At 71.6% G+C, this 18,057-nt stretch carries 14 protein-coding genes; 3 read left to right on the forward strand and 11 right to left on the reverse strand.

What is annotated here, in order from left to right; all coding sequences use genetic code 11:
* Positions 1-89: 89 nt before the first annotated feature.
* Positions 90-1,736 carry an RNA repair transcriptional activator RtcR gene (rtcR, locus tag K8638_RS39135; RefSeq protein ID WP_223759846.1) on the forward strand — a complete coding sequence of 549 codons (1,647 nt, stop codon included), beginning with the start codon at positions 90-92 and terminating at the stop codon, positions 1,734-1,736.
* Positions 1,737-1,920: 184 nt separating this feature from the next.
* Positions 1,921-2,814 (forward strand): hypothetical protein, encoded by an 894-nt coding sequence (locus tag K8638_RS39140; RefSeq protein WP_223759847.1) that lies wholly within the window; start codon positions 1,921-1,923, stop codon positions 2,812-2,814.
* Here K8638_RS39140 and K8638_RS39145 read toward each other — a convergent pair.
* The 10 genes from K8638_RS39145 to K8638_RS39190 all read right to left on the reverse strand — a co-directional run bounded on the left by K8638_RS39145 (position 2,786) and on the right by K8638_RS39190 (position 15,472).
* Positions 2,786-4,159, reverse strand: a complete 1,374-nt coding sequence (locus tag K8638_RS39145) for a M24 family metallopeptidase (RefSeq protein WP_223759848.1) — start codon at positions 4,157-4,159, stop codon at positions 2,786-2,788. The two genes, K8638_RS39140 and K8638_RS39145, sit on opposite strands and share 29 nt — an antisense overlap.
* Positions 4,160-4,441: 282 nt before the next feature.
* Complete coding sequence (locus K8638_RS39150) at positions 4,442-4,645, reverse strand: hypothetical protein (protein ID WP_305071225.1); 204 nt, start codon at positions 4,643-4,645, stop codon at positions 4,442-4,444.
* Between the two features lie 224 nt (positions 4,646-4,869).
* Positions 4,870-5,052 carry a hypothetical protein gene (locus K8638_RS39155; protein WP_223759849.1) on the reverse strand — a complete coding sequence of 61 codons (183 nt, stop codon included), beginning with the start codon at positions 5,050-5,052 and terminating at the stop codon, positions 4,870-4,872.
* Between the two features lie 95 nt (positions 5,053-5,147).
* Positions 5,148-8,150 (reverse strand): CHAT domain-containing protein, encoded by a 3,003-nt coding sequence (locus tag K8638_RS39160; protein ID WP_223759850.1) that lies wholly within the window; start codon positions 8,148-8,150, stop codon positions 5,148-5,150.
* Positions 8,147-8,755: an RNA polymerase sigma factor gene (locus K8638_RS39165; protein WP_223759851.1), complete on the reverse strand. Its 609-nt coding sequence runs from the start codon at positions 8,753-8,755 to the stop codon at positions 8,147-8,149. Before K8638_RS39165 ends, K8638_RS39160 begins: the two co-directional genes overlap by 4 nt.
* Positions 8,756-8,991: 236 nt before the next feature.
* The gene (locus K8638_RS39170; protein WP_223759852.1) at positions 8,992-9,219 is read right to left on the reverse strand and encodes a hypothetical protein; all 228 of its coding nucleotides are present in this window, start codon (positions 9,217-9,219) and stop codon (positions 8,992-8,994) included.
* Between the two features lie 93 nt (positions 9,220-9,312).
* The gene (locus tag K8638_RS39175) at positions 9,313-12,360 is read right to left on the reverse strand and encodes a CHAT domain-containing protein (protein WP_223759853.1); all 3,048 of its coding nucleotides are present in this window, start codon (positions 12,358-12,360) and stop codon (positions 9,313-9,315) included.
* Positions 12,357-12,911 (reverse strand): RNA polymerase sigma factor, encoded by a 555-nt coding sequence (locus tag K8638_RS39180; RefSeq protein ID WP_223759854.1) that lies wholly within the window; start codon positions 12,909-12,911, stop codon positions 12,357-12,359. The genes K8638_RS39175 and K8638_RS39180 overlap by 4 nt, the downstream gene beginning before the upstream one ends.
* 177 nt (positions 12,912-13,088) lie before the next feature.
* Entirely contained in the window at positions 13,089-14,696 is a 1,608-nt protein-coding gene (locus tag K8638_RS39185) for a HAMP domain-containing sensor histidine kinase (RefSeq protein WP_223759855.1), read from the reverse strand.
* Positions 14,697-14,710: 14 nt separating this feature from the next.
* A complete protein-coding gene (locus K8638_RS39190) occupies positions 14,711-15,472 on the reverse strand; it encodes an alpha/beta fold hydrolase (RefSeq protein ID WP_225937955.1) in 762 nt (253 codons plus the stop codon).
* A gap of 130 nt (positions 15,473-15,602) precedes the next feature.
* Here K8638_RS39190 and K8638_RS39195 point away from each other — a divergent pair, with 130 nt between their 5' ends.
* Positions 15,603-16,367 carry a YafY family protein gene (locus K8638_RS39195; protein ID WP_223759856.1) on the forward strand — a complete coding sequence of 255 codons (765 nt, stop codon included), beginning with the start codon at positions 15,603-15,605 and terminating at the stop codon, positions 16,365-16,367.
* A gap of 23 nt (positions 16,368-16,390) precedes the next feature.
* Here the strand turns inward: K8638_RS39195 and K8638_RS39200 are convergent, their stop codons facing one another.
* Entirely contained in the window at positions 16,391-17,503 is a 1,113-nt protein-coding gene (locus K8638_RS39200; RefSeq protein WP_223759857.1) for a hypothetical protein, read from the reverse strand.
* Between the last annotated feature and the right edge of the window lie 554 nt (positions 17,504-18,057).

Genomic DNA, 18,057 nt, shown 5'->3' on the forward strand with positions numbered 1-18,057 from the left:
AGAGCAGCCGGCGTGCCAACCCTTCTCCCGAGGGAGGCCACTCCAGGTGGGGTGCCATGTCCTATCCGTTGAGATAAAGTCCTATCTGTATGGCGAAGACACGGGCACGCAAGACGGTGGTCCTCGGGATGCTGGGGACGACGCTGGACACGGGGCAGGGGCCGCAGCGGTGGGCGAAGTGGCGGCCCACGGTGGCGCTGTGCCAGCAGGAGGACCTCCTGGTGCACCGGCTGGAGCTGCTGCACCCGCCCAACGCGACGGCGCTCGCGGGGACGCTGGTGGTGGACATCCGCCAGGTGTCACCGGAGACGGAGGTGCGGCCCACGGTGCTGGACATCCGCGACCCGTGGAACCTGGAGGAGGTGTACGGCGCGCTGCTCGACTACGTGCGCGGCTACACCTTCAACCCGGAGGAGGAGGACTACCTCGTCCACATCACCACGGGCACGCACATCGCGCAGATCTGCATGTTCCTCCTGGTGGAGAGCCGGTTCATCCCCGGGAAGCTGGTGCAGGTGTCGCCCGCGGGCACCGGGAGGGACCGCTCGGGCCCGGGCACGCACACCCTCATCGACCTGGACCTGTCCCAGTACGACACGCTGGCCGCGCGCTTCCGGCAGGAGCAGCGCGAGGGCCTGTCCTTCCTCAAGGCCGGCATCGACACGCTCAACCCCGCCTTCAACCGGCTCATCGAGCGAATCGAGCAGGTGGCCGTCCACTCCCGCGCTCCGCTGCTGGTGACGGGCCCCACGGGCGCGGGCAAGTCGCAGCTCGCGCGCCGCATCTACGCGCTGAAGAAGGCGCGGCGCGGGGTGGCCGGCCCCTTCGTGGACCTCAATTGCGCCACGCTGCGGGGTGACGGCGCCATGTCCGCCCTCTTCGGCCACGTGAAGGGCGCCTTCACCGGGGCCCTCCAGGACCGGCCCGGCCTGCTGCGGCAGGCCAACGGCGGAGTGCTCTTCCTGGACGAGATTGGAGAGCTGGGCGCGGATGAACAGGCCATGCTGCTGCGAGCGCTCGAGGACAAGCGCTTCCTGCCGGTGGGCTCCGACAAGGAGGTGGAGAGCGACTTCCAGCTCATCGCCGGCACCAACCGCGACCTCCAGGCCGAGGTGGAGCGCGGGCGCTTCCGTGAGGACCTGCTCGCGCGCATCAACCTGTGGACCTTCCGGCTGCCCGCGCTGCGCGAGCGCCCCGAGGACATTCCCCCCAACCTCCTCTACGAGCTGGACCAGGCGTCCGAGGCGATGGGCACGCGAGTCACCATGAACAAGGAGGCGCAGGAACGGTTCCTCGCCTTCGCCACGTCGCCGGACGCGCGGTGGTCTGGCAACTTCCGGGACCTCAATGCCGCCGTGCTGCGCATGGCCACGCTCGCCGCGGGTGGGCGGATTACGCGCGAGGTGGTGGACGAGGAGATTGCCCGGCTGCGCGAGCAGTGGCGGCCAGCCGGGGCGCGGGCGGACTCGCGCGCCGGAGCCGTGGACCTCGTGGCGGAGATTCTGGGAGAGGGCCTCGCCGGGGAGCTGGACCGGTTCGACCGCGTGCAGCTCGCGGACGTGCTCAGCGTCTGCCGGGCGGCGCGCTCGCTGTCGGACGCCGGACGCGTGCTGTTCGCGCACTCGCGCACCCAGAAGAAGAGCGTCAACGACGCGGACCGGCTGAAGAAGTACCTCGCGCGCTTCGGCCTCACCTGGGCGGACGTGTGCGGGCGCGGGGCGACGGAAGCGGCATGAGCGTCCACGCCACGCTCTCGAATTGCTGAAGGATGAGACGCGCCGCGCGGGTGTGTCATCCCCTGCACGGGCGCGTGGAAAATCCGCGCGCGTTTTGAAGATGCGGTGACCGTCTTCGTTGTTACCGGTGTTTCAAGCAGCACAGGGGGCCGTGAGCCGGACAGGCCTCACGGGAAACGCCGTCATGAAGACATCTTCCCGCAGTCGCGGCCCGCACCGCCGGGCCGCCGCGTGGCTTCTCGCCACCTGCCTCGCGCTCGCGGGCACCGCCGCCACGGCGCAGGTGCGCGAGCCCGACAACTTCCTCGCCACCACCCTCCTCTTCTCGTCGGCGCCGCGACTGAACGACGTCGCCACGCGCCACTTCTCCCCCACCCTCTCCGCCGGCTTCAAGGTGTCCGAGCACGGACAGCTCCGCCTGGACTGGGGCCTGCCCTACACGTCGCTCGGGGCCGGGGGGAGCCGGGAGTGGAGCCATGTCGGCCCCTCCAACCTCCTCGTCGGACTCCACCATGTCAGCACCGCGGTGAATGACAGCCTCTTCCTCCGCGTTGGCGCCGCCGTGGCCCTCCCCATCGCCCTGCGCGACGACTCGCTCCGGGAAGAAGCGCCCGTCCTCGCCGAGGGCGCGAACTACGCCGCCGCCACCGCCGTGCGCGGGCTGGCCGACCCGTGGCTGTGGGCGCTCGACACCACCTCCGTGGTGCTGCCGCTCGCCGCCGGAGTGGACCTGCCCGGCTTCCAGCTCCGCGCCGACGTGGCGGTGGGCATGCTGGTGCCCGTCTCCCGCGCGTCGGAGGACACGCACTTCGTCGCCCAGGCCAGCGCGGAAGCCTCGCTCGGGCTCGGCCTGCTGGAGCCCGGCGTGCGCACCCAGGCCGTCTCGCCCCGCCTCACCGAGGCCACCTGGGACGGCAACGACTCGCAGCTCTCCCTGGAGCCCTTCGTCCGTGCCCGTCTCGGCGCCGCGTCCCTGCGGGCCGGCGTCCGCGTCGACCTGGGCAGGCCCGAGGACGGCCCCCGCCCGGACACCCACCGCATGTGGGCCTTCAGCGTAGGGGCGCTCCTCGGGTTGTGAGGCCTCCGCCCCCGATGAAGTAGAAGGCCTCCTGCCGCGGCACGAAGAACTTCCAGCCCTCGGCCGTGAGGTACGCCGGGTCCTCCTGCATCACGTACACCTTCTGCCCGTCCCACTCGGGCACCGCGGTGGCCGTGCTCAGCTCGATGGCGATGTACGAGCCCTCGCGCAGCATCCTGGGCTCCTCCTTCCGGCGTGCCGAGCGGAAGTCGATGTGCGCCCCCAGCGCGTGGCCCTGGTTGCCCAGCGGGTGGCTGTACACCATGGCCTCGATGCCCTTCTCCTTCATCTCCGCCAGGGTCTGCTCATATACCTCCGCCGAGGAGCGGCCCGGCCGCGAGGCCCGCAGCATCAGCGCGTCCTGCAGCGCATGCGTGTTCGCCAGCGCCCGCTTCAGTCCCTCGGGCACGTCCGTCTCGCCCTCGCGCGCCACGTACGCCATCTTCTGCCAGTCCGAGTTGAGCCCCATGTAGGTGATGCCGAAGTCCACGTGCAGCAAGTCCCCCCGCTGGATGACCACGTCCTCCGTGGAGGGCGCCAGGAAACCGCGCGAGGTGCCATTCACCATTCCCCTGCGCTGCACGCGCAGGTCCGGCTGGAACCAGGTGTCCACCCCCAGCTCCCACAGCCTGTCGTACAGCCAGCGGCGCACGTCCCCCACCGTCGTCTTCCCCGGCACCACCACCGCGGGCGAGAAGGCCTCCTTCACCACCGCCTCCGTCAGCGCCACCAGCGTCCGGTAGTGCTCCCACTCCTCCGGCAGCCGCGTGTCCAGGTACTCCTCGATGAGCGGCGCCGCGCTCACGAAGCGCGCCTCCGCCCCCGCCCCCAGCAGCGCCAACAGGAAGGCATATCCGTCACGCGTCAGGCTGCGCGTCACCCCGCGACTGCCGCCAATCCCCAGGCCGATGCTCTTCGGCTGGTAGCGAGTGTCCAGCTCCGCCAGCACCTCACGTAGCGTGCGGCCCTCCTCGGGCAGTTCGAAGAAGCGCTTGAGCGAGGCCTCGGCGTAGCCGGTCAGCGCCACCCGCTTCAGCCCCTCGGCTCCCGCGTCCACGAAGACGAACACGTCCCGGTTGCCCGCGTACGGCCGTGGCGGCGCCACGAACTGGGTGAGTGGATCATCATGGAACTCCTCGTTGACGATGATCCACATGCCCACGCCGTGCCGCCGCATCATCTCCAGCAGCAGGGCATGGCGCTTCTCCAGCCAGGCCTCGCGCGCGGCGATCTGCTCCGACCACGGCAGCAGTCGCGGCGCATCGGCCACCGTCCCCCGCCGGCCCGGCGTGGCACAGGCGGCCAGCAGCACCCAGGCGAGGACGGCCAGACTCCGACACCGCATTCGAGGACTCCCATCGAGAAGGAGCCCTCACCCTATCTCAGGAAAAGCAGGGGTCCCCCGCCCCCGGAGCCCTTGGAGACTCCGGAGGCGGAGGACCTGGGCGCGCCCCTCACACATCCCCTCGAGCACCGCACCCTGGCTCCTCCAGGTGGACCCGGTCCCCCCTCCTACCGAGTCTCTTGCTCGTCCCCCCAGGCTCGACGAGTCCACCCTTCGTGATGACGGCCGTCCCCCGACGCCGTCGGCCAGAGCGGAGCGCCCCGGGCCCCTCGCGCCAGACACTCAGAAGCTGGCGATCTGGAACTCCAGGTCGTCTTCGTAGAACAGCTCGACTTCCAGCCCCCCCAGGTCCTCCTCGTCCCCCCCGGCTTCCCCCTCGAACCGCACATCCCCCTGCCCCACTCGCGCCGTCACCGTCACGTCCCCCTCCGACTTCGACCACCACCCGCCCCCCATCGCCCCACGCCCCTCCTCAGGCGCCCACATCCCGTTGGCCTCCCCATGGCCACGTGCGTCACAACGGAACATCACTCCCCCCTTGCGATGCTGGCGGCCAGGTCCCCCCCGCGGCCGCCGTTCATCTTCAAATACGCAGGCGGCCCGTTTTCTTGTGTGAGCCGTTCAAAAAATTTCGGGGCACCTCCCCGAGGGGAAATGCCCCGTAAAACATGTAACTCATCCGTGATTCCAGGCAGCCCTGGAACCGGGGGCTACTCGCCGTCCTTGGCCTGCTGCGTCGATGTTTCAACCGCGGGCTGAGAGGTCGGCACGGACATCTTCGCGGAGTACGGCTGCAAGGTCAGACCCTGCGTGATTTCCGGAGGCGGGTCCTTGGGGTTGATGCCCTCCACCGGCCCCTCTTCCCCTTCGACCCTCGAAACCTGATTCACCATGGCGTCCCCCTCCTCGTGTTCCGGTCAACCCGGAGCGGCTCCATGCCGTCACCGTGCAACCGACTCCGGTAGAACGTGCCGGGTCGGAATCCTTGTCACTCGAAGAGCAGCACCGAATGGACCCAGTCCTCGGAGGGAGCCGCGGCCAGCCACTGGCGCCGCTCGTCCCGCAGGGCGATGGCCGGCGGCGTGCCCGCGCGGATGCGCTCGCGCACGGCCTCGAAGAAGCGTCCGGCCGTGTCGGGAATGTCCACGGTGGAGGCCAGCACGGTGCCCGCCCCGGCCTCGATGAAGGCCACCGGAAGGCTGGAGGACTCATGGAGGAAGGGCGTGGCCCGCGCGGCGCTGCACGTCGCGAGCAGCACCAGCGGCGCGCGCTCCAGCCGGAGCTCCCGCACCTGCGCGGCGGAGAGCGCATAGCGGCCGTCCACCTCCGGGGCGAGCACCACCAGCGATGCGTCCGACATCTCCGGGCTGAAGGAGCCATGCGCATGGAGCTCCACCTCGCTCGCGTCCACCATCGCCTCCAGCACGCGCGACGGCGTGGCGCGCGCCCCGCTCAGCTCCACCCGTTGCGGGTCCGGAACGCTCGGGGACTTCAAGGGCGGCAGCTTCGGCAGGTGCAGCGACGCGGGCGCCTGCACATCGTTGACGACCAGGTGGATGCCCCCGGCGCGAGGCCCGGCTGGCGGCGGCGCGAACGCGCGGCCCACGCGATAGCTCCACGCCATGTCCGCGGGCAGCAGTCCGGGCAGGCCGTGCACGGGCGGCAGGGCCAGCACATCCACGCGCTCGCAGCCGCGCAGCGCCGCCAGGAGCGACGCCGGCACCAGCCCCGACGCGTCCCGTCCCAGGGGCGTGGCGCGGCTCGCGTCGAAGTGGCCCCGCAGCCCGCCGTCGCCGCCGCGCACGGCCAGCACCGAGCGCTCGTAGTCGACGGCCACGCCCAGCACGCACCGGTCCGGCACCTGCACGCGCAGCGCGGCGCCCATCAGCGCCAGCGCCTCGCCCATGTCGCCGCTCCGCCCCGCGTCGTTCACCAGCACGTTGTAGGCGCCCATCCGCGTCTTCCGCGCGTCCACGTCGCCGGGCAGTGCCTCCGCCCGCTGGATGGCACCGCGCAGCAGCTCCCGTCCCGCGGCACGGTCCTTCTCCAGGACGAACTGCCCCTCGGCGAAACCGAGCTGCGCCAGTTCGCCCGGCGTGGGCTCGCCCCGGCGCAGCTCGGACAGGGTGCGGCGCAGCAGGTCCGCGTCGTGCGCATCGGAGCCGAAGCGCGCCAGGTACGACAGCACCAGCGCGCCGGGCAGCCCCAGCGGCCGGCCACACTCGAGCGCCTGCTCCAGCTCCCTCCGGGCCCCCCTCGGGTCGAAGTCCAGCCAGGACAGGTATGCCAGGTTGCGGTGGACGTACGTCCGCTGCTCGCATACCTCGGGGGTGCGCGCCAGGGACTCCCGCAGGTACGCGCGCGCGCTGGTGACGTCGAGGCGATACCGGGCGATGTGCGCCAGTTCCTGGAGGAGCTGCTGCTCCAGCTCCCACTCCCCCAGCGCATGGGAGGTGCGCCAGCCGCTCCACGCCATCTCGAAGGCGTCGGCCGGGCGGTTGAGGGCGAGATACAGGTCCGCCAGCCGCTTCTTCAGCGAGATGCAGCGGTACACCATGCCCCGTCCCTGGCAGGCCTCCAGGGCGGCTCGCAGCCGCGCCTCCGCCTTCCACCAGTGGCCGGAGTGCTCCTCGGCCACGGACAGCTCACGCTCGGCCAGCAGCGCCAGCCAGGCGTCCTGCCCGGACCGGGCCAGGCGCGTGAAGTCCTCCATGTGCCGGAGGCGCACCGAGGGGCCGAGGACGGTGAGTGCCCCCAGGTACACGTCCTCCTCCCCGGAGCGCCGCGCCGTCTCCAGGAACGCGTCGCGCGAGGGCAGCTCGCCGCGCACCAGCCGCGCGTAGTCCCGCGCCAGCGGCCCCCGCCGGCCGAAGTCCCGAGCGGCCACATGGTGCACGTAGCCGCGCAGCACGTCGCCGCCCTGCACGCCGTCCAGCACCTCGGCCAGCGGCAGCAGGCGCAGCACCGCGTCGCGCGTGGGCGCCGCCCGCACCGCGTCGTAGAAGCCCAGCCGGACGATGCCCGGGAACTGCCGCGCCTCCTCCAGTGGCAGCCGCGCCCCCTCGTCCGTCATCAGGTCGCGCACGGCCGCGAAGGCCGCCTTCCACGCCCGCCCCCGTGCCTGCGTGTCCTGCCTCAGCGCCCGCGCGCGGATGAGGGCCTCCTCGCTCCAGCCCGGCTCGCCCCGCTTCGCCACCGCCTCGAAGGCCTCCGCCGCCAGCAGCGTCAGCCCCATCTCCCTCAGCACCAGCGCCCGGTTCCACAGGGCCTGCGGATGGTCCGGCACCTGGCGCAGCACGCCCTCCAGCAGCGCGAGCGCCTCCTCGGGGTGGCCCTGCTCCAGCGCGACGACGGCCCGGTCGCAGTCGCGGTCCGGCGACGGCGGCACGCGCTGGAGGAAGTCCGACGCCTGCCGCAGGTCTCCTCGGACGAGGTACGCGGCGGCGATGCCGTGCAGGTCGCCCTGCTCCTCCAGGTCCGCCAGGTCGCGAAGCGGCAGTGGCGGCGTGGCCGCGGGCGTGCCGGAGCCGCTGCGCATGGGCGCGTAGGGACGGTGCCCGTCCGCGTGCGCGTACGCCACCCGTGCTTCCAGCAGCCGGGTGGGCGCCTGGGCGAGCCACACTTCCCGCGGGGCGTCGCGGTGGGACGGGACGAAGAAGACGAGGGCCGCCACGCCCGCGGCCAGGGCCACCAGGGCGCCCACGGCCTGGCGCCCGCGCGGCACCCACCGGGGCAGCCGCCGGCGACGCGCCGGCTCCAGGTCCACCACGGGCTCCTGCTCCGGCTCCGGATCCACGAGCATGGGCCCGGGCTTCGGCGGAGCCCTCACGTCCCGCATGGCGTACTGGCCGAGCAGCTCGAGCTGCATCGCCTCGTGCAGCCCGGACGCGCACGGCTCGCAGCGGGCCAGGTGGTGCCGGAAGTTCTCCTCGTCCACCGCGCCCAGCTCGCCATCCAGGAAGAGATACAGCTTGTTGCACTGGGGGCTCATGTCGCGTCCCCTCCCCCGTCAGCTCCGGTCAGCGGCAGCAGCAGCGCCTTCAGCTCCTTGCGTGCCTGGTAGAGCCAGCTCCCCACCGTGCCCTCGGGCACGCCCATGCGCTGGGCAATGGCCCGGTAGCGCAGCCCCGTCACGTGCAGCTCGTACGCCTCGCGCACGCGCGGGTTGGGAAGCTGGGCGATGGCGGTCCGGAAGTCCTTCTCGGAGATCTGCTCCCACACCTCGCCCTCGCGCGCGTCCGGCGACGACGTCGCCTCCTCGCGGACCAGCCGCAGGTCGCCCCGCTCCAGCTCCAGCACCTCCGTCCTGCGCTTGCGGCACAGGTCCAGGAAGTGGTTGGTGAGGGCCCGGCACAGCCACGCCCGGTACACGGGCTCCGGCTGCACGGACAACGCACCGTGATGCACGAGCGCGCGCGCCAGCGCCTCCTGGACCAGGTCCTCCGGGTCCAGCCCGCCCTGTCCACACATGCGCTTCGCCAGGGCCAGCAGCATGGGCCTGACCCGCTGCGCGAAGTCCTCGAAGCCGTCGTGATGCACGGCGGCACTGTAGGCCACTGCGAAACCGGCGACCGTTGCAATGCGCTGGACCCTCATCGACCCCCACCTTCCTTCCACGCATCAGTCGAAACGCGCTGGGCGGGAATCCTTGGGTGGCCGTCCGGAAAACGACGCAGTGACGCGGGGTTGCGCGGGTTGGGCGACACCCGGCTCCGCCTTCCGGCGGGAGGGCCTGCCCCGTGGGGCGGGAGGCCCCGGTCCACCCGTGCCATGAACCGGGGTGTTCACTTCATTTCACGCCCCGAGCGGCCCGGAAGGACGGGGCGCCGGGTTCAGCCGGTCGGCCCCTTGGGCGGAGGATCCCGCACCTCGGGCTCGTCGAACCGCGCGGGCTCCTCCGGAGGCGGTAGCGCGGCGTCCGGGAGACCGCCGCCGGGTTCCACCTCATCGAGCAGTGGCGCCAGTCCCGTGGGTCCCTTCGGCGGCGGGTCCCTCACCTCGGGCCGGTCCGGCTTGTCGTGCTGGCAGCTCAACATGTCGCGCTCCCCCTTTTTGGCCATCGTGGCCCGCCGTCATGACGGGCCCGAGTAGCCACCCTGACAACGCACCGGGTCTGGCTCCTTGCCGGAGACCTGCCGGAATACCTCGTGCGCTCACTCGAAGAGGAGGACGTGGTTCAGCCACTTCCCGTCAGCGGGACGCTCCATCAGCCACCGCGTGCGGGTGTCCCGCAGCGCCAGCGAGGGCCTCGCCCCTCCCCGGATGCGCTCCCGCACCGCCTCGAAGAAGGCGCCCGCCGTGTCGGGGATGTCCACCGTGGAGGCCAGCACGACGCGCGCCCCCGCCTGGATGAAGGCCCCTGGCAGGCTGAACGGCTCATGCCGGAAGGGCGCCGTCCTCGCCGCGCTGCAGGCGACCAGCAGCACCAGCGGCGCATGCCGCAGCCGCGTCTGACGCACGCGGTCCGCGGTGAGCGCGTACCGGCCGTCCCCGTCCGGGGCCAGCACCACCAGCGACGCGTCCGACACCGCCGGGCTGAACATTCCATGCGCGTGCAGCTCCACCTCGCTGGCCTCCACCATTCCCTCCAGCACCCGCGCGGGCGTGGCCTGCGTGCCCTGGAGCTCCACGCGCAGCGGGTCCGGGACTCGCGGAGGCTCCAGCATGTCGAGCCGCGGGAGCCTCAGCGACGCCGGAGCCGCCACGCGCGTGACGACGAGGTGCGTCCCGGGCCCCTCCGCTGGCGGCCGCAGCGACCGAGCGCCCCGCCCGACGCGGTAGCTCCACGCCAGGTCCATGGGCAACAGCCCCGTGAGCCCGTGCACGGGCGGGAGGGCCAGCACGTCCACGTGCTCGCAGCCCCGCAGCTCCGCCACCAGGTGCTTCGGCACCAGCGTCTCCGTCCCGTCCAGTGGCCGCGTGCGCGTGTCGTCGAAGTAGCCATGCAGCCTGCCGGAAGCCCCCTGGGCCAGCACCAGCGTGCGCTCGTGGTGGATGGACACCGCGACCAGGCACTCCGTTGGTACCGACTCCATCCGGAGCTGGCGGCCCAGCATCGCCAGGGCCTCGGACCACCGTCCCGCCCTTCCCTCCTCGGCGATGAGGACGTCATAGGCGTAGGCCCGGGCCTTGCGCGCCTCCACGTCCTCGGGCCACGGCTCCGCCAGCTCGATGGCGCGCCACAGCACCGCCTCACCTTCCGCGTGCGAGCGCGCCAGGGCGAACTGGCCCTCGATGAAGAGCAGCAGGGCCTCGCGGCCCCGCGAAACACCGGGCCGGCGCAGCTCCGCCAGCGAGCGGCGGAGGTGGTCCCCGTCCCGGGGCTGGGGCCTGGAGCGCGCCAGGTCCGACAGCACGAAGGCCCCCGTCAGTCCCAGCGGCCGCTGGCACGCCAGGGCCCGGTCCAGCGCGCGGCGGGCGCTGTCCGGCCGGAAGCTCCGCCACTCCACGGAGGCCAGGCTCGCCTGGATGTGCGTGCGCTGCTCGCAGTCCTCGGGCATGCGCGCCTGCGACTCCTCCAGGTAGGCGCGCGCGCTCGCGAAGGCGTGCTGGTAGCGCGCGACGTCCGCCAGTTCCTGGAGGAACTCCTGTTCGAATCGCCATTCCCGTGCGTCCTTCGCGCGGGTCCAGCCGCTCCACGCATGCCGGAGCGCGTCCGCCGGCCGGTGCAGGTCCAGGTAGAGGTCCGTCAGCTCCCGCTCCAGGCCCAGGCAGCGGTAGGCGAGCGACTCGCGCTGGCACGCCTCCAGCGCCCGCAACAGCCGCTGCTCCGCCTTCCACCAGGCTCCCTCCCGCGAATCATGAGCGGCCAGCTCGCGCTCGGCCTGCAGCTGCATCCAGGGGTCCTCCCGCGCATCCGCCAGCCGCGCCAGCTCCTCCAAGTCCGTCGCGACACGCGTGCCCGAGTGCACGAGGAGCCCCAGGAGGATGTCCTCCTCGCCCGAGCGCCGCAGTTCCTCCGCCAGGGCGGAGGTCGCGGGGAGCTCCCCCCGGTAGTACAGCCCGTAGCTCCGCGCCGCCGGCCCGCGGCGGGTGAAGTCCCGCTCCGCCACCCGCCGGACGTAGTCCTCGACACGCGGCCCCCGGTCACCGGGCTGGCGGTCATCCGGGACGCGGCCGCTGTACGCGAGGTCCAGCGCCTTCGCCACCGGCAGGAGCCGCAGCACGGCCTCGCGCGTGGGCGCCGCCCGTACCGCGTCGTAGAAGACCAGCCGGACGATGCCCGGATACTGCCGGGCCTCCTCCAACGGCAGCCGCGCCGCCGGGTCCGTCACCAGGTCACGCGTCGCCGCGTAGGCCTCCTTCCACTCGCGCTCATGGGCCAACGTCTCGTCCCGCAGCTTCCGCGCCTGGCTCCACGCCTCCTCGCTCCACCCCGGCTCCGCGCGCCTCGCCACCGCCTCGAACGCCTCCGCCGCCAGCAGCGTCAGCCCCATCTCCCGCAGCACCAGCGCCCGGTTCCACAAGGCCTGGGGATGGTCCGGTTCCTCGCGCAGCACCTCATCCAGCAGTCCCAGGGCCGCGTCCAGGTGGGTCTGCTTCAACAGGGCGCCATTCATGTCCCCGTCCCGCGCCAGGCGGGCCTGCTCCAGGGCAATCACCGCCGCGTCACAGTGCTTGTCCGGCGAGTCGGGCATCTGCGCCAGGAAGGCCATGGCCTGCCGGGGCGCACCATGCAGCAGGTACGCGGTGGCGATGCCATGGAGGTCCTCCCTGGCTTCCATCCGGGCCAGCTCGTGCAGCGGCAGCGCCGCCACGCGGGCCGCCGTGTCGGCCCCGCTCCGGTCCGGTACGTAGCGCCGGTAGTGGCGGTCCACCGCCTCGTACGTCAGCCGCGCCTCCAGGTGCCGCCCACCTTTCGGAACGAGCCACGCCACGTCCGCGGCCCTCTGGCGCCCCAGGACGGCCACGAACAGCGCCACCAGCAGCACGGCGGCCAGCGCCGAGCCACCGGCGAGCCACGTCCGCCGGTCCTTCCAGCGCCCGAAGGGGGCCCGGGGCCTCCGAGTCTCCCCGGACGCACGCACCGGCTCCTCCTCCTCGGTCATCTGCCCCAGCAGCTCCAGTTGCAGCGCCTCGCGGAACGCCTCGGAGCAGGCCTCGCAGCCGGCCAGGTGCTCGCGGAAGCGCACCTGCTCCTCGGCGGACATGTCCCCATCCAGGAAGCGGGGAAGCTCCTTGCATGTGTCGTCGGGGTTCATCGCCTGCGCTCCCGCCGCCGCCGCTCCGCGGGCTCACGCAGCAGCGCCCGCAGCTCCTTGCGCGCCCGCGTCAACCGCGCGCCCACCGTGCCGGACTTGTCCCCCGTGTCGCGGCCAATCTCCGCGTACGAGAGGCCCTGGAGGTACAGCTCGAACGTCCTGCGCAGCTTGTGACTGCTGAGCCCTTCGATGGCCTGGAGCAGGTCCTCCGGCCCGACGAACTCCCACAGCTCCGGCTCCCAGTCCTCGCCGAGCTGCTCCGACTGCTCGTGCAGGTGGAGCAGCGCCTCCATCCGGCTGGCCTCGCTCCCCTTCCGGCGGCACCGGTCCAGGAAGCAGTTGTGGGCCACCCGCCCCGTCCAGGCCCGCTGCGCGTCCTCGTCCAGCAGCTTCAGGTGCTCCCACCGCAGCAGCGCGCGGAGCAGCACGTCATGCACGAGGTCTTCGAGCTCGTGTTCAATCCCGGCGCAATACTTTCCCAGGATGGCAAACAATGTGGGCTGAATGCGCCAGGCGAAGGACTCGAACTCCCCCCCCAGTGGCGACTTCACGACCCACAATCTCGCTCTTGCTCTCACGGGCCCCCTCCGTTCAAACCAGAAGACGCGGTGGGTCCGATTTCTTATCCACAATTCATCGAACCCCCCGTACCGGTGTCTTAGACACGAGCGCGTGACGGCGCTGTGACCGCATTCACAAGGCCGGCAATTCCTTGCAGTGAGAGGGCTCTACGAGGCGGCGGCCGCGAGCGAAGCAGGCTGAATCAAAGGCATTTCCACCTCGAAGAGCGCTCCACCGAGCGACTCCGAGCGGCCCGCGCGAATGTTGCCTCCATGACGTTCCACGATGCCGCGAGCGATGGCCAGGCCCAGTCCCGTGCCCGGCCGGGGCCCCTCGCGCTTGCGCCCCGTCACGAAGGGCTGGAAGAGGCGCGGCAGCAACTCCGCGGGAATACCGGGCCCGCTGTCCTCGAACCGGACCCGGAGCGTCCTCGCGTCACACATGCACTGGACGCGCAGCCGGGGGGACGGAACGTCTCTCAGCGCAAGCAAGGAATTCTCGAGTAAAATGACAAACACTTGCGAGAGCTGGGCCTGGTCCGCCTCGACTTCCAATGACTCGCTCACGGGCGGTTCGAAAGCCACCTCCGGCGCGAGGGCGCCCAACCCCTGACGTGCGGTGGAGTACGACAATGCAAGGATGGAGGGCACGTCCACGCGGCGCAGGTCCAGGGGGCGCGGGCGGCCATAGCGGAGCAGCTCGTCCACGAAATGGCTGGCGCGCTCTATCTGCTCGCGCATGGCGGCGAGCGACTCCGGGTCTCCCCCCCGGCGCTCCACCAGCTTGAGGTGCGCGGCGAGCACGCCCAGCGGGTTTCGCACCTCGTGGGCCACGGCGGAGGTGAACTGGCCCAATTCCGCGAGCCGCGCCGCCTGGTCCGCGCGGGCCTCCTGGGTGGCCAGCGCGGCGGCCAGGTCGCTGCCGGTGGCGCGGCCCTTGAGCAGCCGCCGCCCCAGCCACTCCTGGAGTCCCTGACGTACCGGCTCGAAGGCGAGCGCCGCCAGGGCCAACAGGAAGAAGGCGCCGGCGCGGTACTCGGCGAGGAAGGGCTGGCCGCTGCCGGCCATGAGCGTCAGCACGCCGAAGAGGAAGCCCGCGGACAGCACCGCCGCCATCGCCGAGTAGACGAGGCTGCGCTCCATCAGCCTCCGGTCCCCCGGCGCCTGGTGCGCGTTGAGGACGTGCGCCAGCACCAGCAGCGCGGCCAGCACCAGGTACATGCCGAAGGGCAGCGCGTAGCCGCCCGACAGCAGCAGCGCGTTGCCGATGCTGCCGGAGTACGCCAGCACGCCGGCGATGCCCAGGCTGCGCAGCACGGGCCGGCGCTCGGGCGCCTCGTGGCGGTAGGAGCGCGCCAGGTGCGCCAGCGGCACGGCGGCCGCGGACACGGCCAGCGCCATGGACGGCCAGAACAGCGGCCCGCGAGTCATCGCCAGCGGCCCATGGAGGAGGTTGGGAAGGAAGACGCCCAGGCCCGCCACCACCACCGCCACCGCATAGGCCAGCACCACCAGCCGGTAGGAGCGCTGCCGCGTCACGTCGTAGGCGGCATGGAGGTACGTCGCGGCGATGAAGGCGCCAGCGGCGACGAAGCGCTCGCCCACCCAGGCCCACCGGGGAATGCAGAGCAACAACAGCGCGCCGCTCCACAGGGCCGTGGCCAGACAGTAGAGCGCGAGCCCCCGGGCGTTGCGGCCCCGGAGCGCGGCGGTGAAGCACAGCAGGAGCGCCACGGAGAGGACGGGCACGAGGCTGTAGGCGAACAGGGGCCCCATGCCCGCACTGTGGCTCAACGGATGGACGCGAGGAAGCCATCCAGCAGCGCGTTCACCGTGTCCGGCGCGTCGAGCTGCACCCAGTGGCCCGTCCCCTCCACCTTCCGGAACGGCAGCTCGGGGACCAGGCGCTGGTACGAGCCGGGCTCCTCGTTGAACGCGGTGATGACGGAGAGGCGGGGCCCCGGGTAGCGCCGGAGCGCCGCGACAGGGTCGAAGGTCAGCAGCGCCCCCAGCCCCGCCCGCGCGCCCGCCTGGGACGTGGCCCGCATCTGCGAGAGCACGCGCTCGCGCACCTCGGGCCGGGACGGCGCGAGCATGGGCGTCCAGTACTCCTCGATGACGGCGCTCCACGCGTCGGTCGCCAGCACCTGCATGAAACCCGCGGCCTGCTCGGCCGGAATCGAGCGTCCGTCCGAGGCCGGGTCGAGCAGGAACAGCCCGGCGACACGGTCGGGGTGCAGGCCCGCGTAGGCCGCGCAGACCGCTCCGCCCATGCTGTGCCCCACGAGCACGAAGCGCTGGAGCCCGAGCGCGTCCACCACCGCCTCGATGTCCCGGGCGAAGTCCTCCACGGAGATGTCCCCGTCCGCCGGAGGCGCCGACTTCCCGTGGCCCCGCAGGTCGAGCGCCACGGCCCGCCGGCTCCTCCTCAGGTGGACGAACTGGGCCGCCCAGTGCGTGGTGTTCCCGCAGCTCGAGTGGACGAACACCACCGGCAGCCCACCCTTCCCTCCATCATCGACGTGCAGCGCTCCAGCAGGCCCCTTCACCATGACAGTCTCCCTGGGTCTCCGGGTGCGCGGCCCCGCGCACCATGAACTCTGGAGTACGCCCCATCCCTGTCAGGAACTGGCAGGAACCCGAAAAGAAGCAGGCGCCGCCGTGCGCTGTCAGAATCCAGTCATGGCACGAGTCAACCGGGTGATGCGGCTGCACGACTTCCTCCGGGGGCGCGAGGCCACCACGGTCGCGGAGATTGCCTCGGCGCTGGAGGTGAGCGTGCGCACCGTGCACCGGGACCTGGCCACGCTGAGGGAGCAGGGGGTGCCCATCAGCAGCGACACGGGGCCGGGAGGGGGCGTGCGGCTGGAGCGCGACCGCGGGCTGACGGCGGTGCACCTGTCGCTGGAAGAGGTGGTGGCGCTGTGGCTGGCCGCGAACCTGTCGGCGACGGCCAGTGCCCTGCCGTGGGGGAGCGCCGCGCGCTCGGGGCTGGAGAAGCTCTTCGCCAGCGTGCCGCGCGAGCGGGCCCGGAGCATGCGCGAGCTGTGCCGCCGCGTGGTGGTGGGGCGTCCCGCCAGCGCCCGGGTGATGGAGGAGCTGGGGACGCCGCCCGAGGAGCTGCTCGCCGTCTTCGAGCGTGCCTTCAGCGGACAGGTGTGCCTGTCCTTCGACTACCGCGACCGCCATGGCAATGCGACCCGGCGGATGGTGGAGCCGCACGGACTGCTGGTGGAGGCGCCCGCCTGGTACGTGCTCGCGCGGGACGTGGAGAAGTCCGCCGCGCGCCTCTTCCGGATGGACCGCATCCGACGGGCCCGCGTCGTCCCCGAGCGCACGTTCGTTCCCGACATGGAAGGGATGCTGGCCGAGGCGTTCGGCAAGGAAAAGAAGGAGGAGACGCTCCCCCAGCCGGGCAAGGCCACCTCCCGCCGCGAAGGCAGTTGAGCCCTCGCGGCGGGAACGGGCGCCTACCCGTGCTTGTACGACGAGCTCATGTCGCTCGCGTTGAACCAGGTGCTCAGGCGGTTGACGCCACGGGAGGCCAGGTCGACGAGTTCCCCCTCCTGCGTGGTGCCGTCGCCGTTGCGGTCCTCCCAGACCTTCAAGCCCTTGAGTTCGCCGCCCTCGACGCGGCCGTCGCCGTCCTTGTCGAAGTACTTCGACAGCTTCTCGTAGCCGTTGGTGAAGCGGTTCTTCCCATCCAGGTCCACGTGGCCGAAGATCTCCTTGCCGCTGGTGATCTTCCCGTCGCCGTCCACGTCCCACGCCAGGATGCCGTCGCCGCCCTTCTTCGCGTCCCAGGCCTTGGTCCACTCGTTCTCGTTGACGTTGCCGAAGTGGTACATGAGCTGGTTCTTCTTCGCGTCCGTCTTCAGCTCACCCACCAGCTTGCCATTGGCATCCCGGAACTCGGCGCGCATGTCCTTGCCCAGGCCCAGGCCCATGTCGCCCGACTTCGCCTTGGCCTTGTTCAGGGCGCTGGCGTCCAGCGACTTCACCTTCTTGCCGTTGGCGTCGAACACCTCCACCTTCGTGCCCTTGGGCAGCTCCGGGGCGCCCTTGCCCGGGCGGCGCATGACGCTCTTGGTCGTCCACTGACGGTTGCTCGGGTCCAGGTCGAAGCCCTTCACCGTCTGCCCCTCCAGCTTGCCGTTGCCCTTGATGTTGCTGCCGGTGATGTCCGCCTGGCCGTTGCCGTTCAGGTCCAGGACGATGGGCGACTTCTGCTTCGTCTCCGTGCCCGACTTCGCGTCGAAGAAGACGTCCCACATCTTCCCGTCCTTGCCCTCGGGCGGGCACAGCGGCGGACGCTGCGTGGGAGGGCAGTTCGGCTTCGTCGGAGTCTGGCAGCCCGGCGGGGTCTGCGGCTCGCACTGCGACTTGAAGAAGCCCAGGCACGCCTCGAGGAGGCTCGTCAGCTGCTGGAACATCTCGATGGCCGCCTCCAACTGCTTCGCCTGGGTGTCTCCCCCCGGCGGCGTCGGGAAGCAGCCCCCGGCGCGGATGCCCTCCGACTGGGAGGACACGCGGGAGCCCCCACCGCTGAAGCTGTCCGTCTGGAAGGACGCGCGGAAATCCATCCGCGAAGCACTGACCGCACCTCCCTCGACCTGCACACTGCTCCGGGAGTGGGAGACGTCCATGCGGGTACGCGAGGACAACTGGGTCGCACGCGAGTGGTTCGAGGCAATGGGGGTGGTCATGGGAGTAGCCCTTTGGCTGGAAAGGTGAGAAAACGCCTACCGATGGATCGGTTATCGCACCTCCGCGCACGCAAGTTTCGTCCCTGATTTCTTGGGGATTTCGCCCACCTGCTGCGGGCCCCCACCTCCCCTCCCCTTGGGAAGGAGTGCGCCCATTCTTCCTCGTCTCGCCCGCCCAGGTCGGATTCAGCCTACGGGTGATTTCCTGGCCGTCACCATCAAGGGAACGAACCGGATTTCGTCTTCGCGGTGGATGCGCAGGGCCTGCCGGCAGCCACCCCGGTGACGACGAGCTCACATGGCACGACGCCCTCTGGATTCCTCTTCGCCGTGCGCGGGCGCCTGCTCGTCGCCTGTTGACGAGCACCCTGGATGAGGGCTCGAGGCCCGAGTTCGAGCCGGCGGCGTGATGGGTTCGCGCCGCTCGCCCA

Source organism: Myxococcus sp. RHSTA-1-4, assembly GCF_020037125.1.
GTDB lineage: Bacteria > Myxococcota > Myxococcia > Myxococcales > Myxococcaceae > Myxococcus.

Coding starts and splice junctions, on each gene's coding strand:
- rtcR (WP_223759846.1), top strand. CDS start 90: ATGGCGAAGACACGGGCACGCAAGACGGTGGTCCTCGGGATGCTGGGG.
- K8638_RS39140 (WP_223759847.1), top strand. CDS start 1,921: ATGAAGACATCTTCCCGCAGTCGCGGCCCGCACCGCCGGGCCGCCGCG.
- K8638_RS39145 (WP_223759848.1), bottom strand. CDS start 4,159: ATGCGGTGTCGGAGTCTGGCCGTCCTCGCCTGGGTGCTGCTGGCCGCC.
- K8638_RS39150 (WP_305071225.1), bottom strand. CDS start 4,645: ATGTGGGCGCCTGAGGAGGGGCGTGGGGCGATGGGGGGCGGGTGGTGG.
- K8638_RS39155 (WP_223759849.1), bottom strand. CDS start 5,052: ATGGTGAATCAGGTTTCGAGGGTCGAAGGGGAAGAGGGGCCGGTGGAG.
- K8638_RS39160 (WP_223759850.1), bottom strand. CDS start 8,150: ATGAGCCCCCAGTGCAACAAGCTGTATCTCTTCCTGGATGGCGAGCTG.
- K8638_RS39165 (WP_223759851.1), bottom strand. CDS start 8,755: ATGAGGGTCCAGCGCATTGCAACGGTCGCCGGTTTCGCAGTGGCCTAC.
- K8638_RS39170 (WP_223759852.1), bottom strand. CDS start 9,219: ATGGCCAAAAAGGGGGAGCGCGACATGTTGAGCTGCCAGCACGACAAG.
- K8638_RS39175 (WP_223759853.1), bottom strand. CDS start 12,360: ATGAACCCCGACGACACATGCAAGGAGCTTCCCCGCTTCCTGGATGGG.
- K8638_RS39185 (WP_223759855.1), bottom strand. CDS start 14,696: ATGGGGCCCCTGTTCGCCTACAGCCTCGTGCCCGTCCTCTCCGTGGCG.
- K8638_RS39190 (WP_225937955.1), bottom strand. CDS start 15,472: ATGGTGAAGGGGCCTGCTGGAGCGCTGCACGTCGATGATGGAGGGAAG.
- K8638_RS39195 (WP_223759856.1), top strand. CDS start 15,603: ATGGCACGAGTCAACCGGGTGATGCGGCTGCACGACTTCCTCCGGGGG.
- K8638_RS39200 (WP_223759857.1), bottom strand. CDS start 17,503: ATGGATTTCCGCGCGTCCTTCCAGACGGACAGCTTCAGCGGTGGGGGC.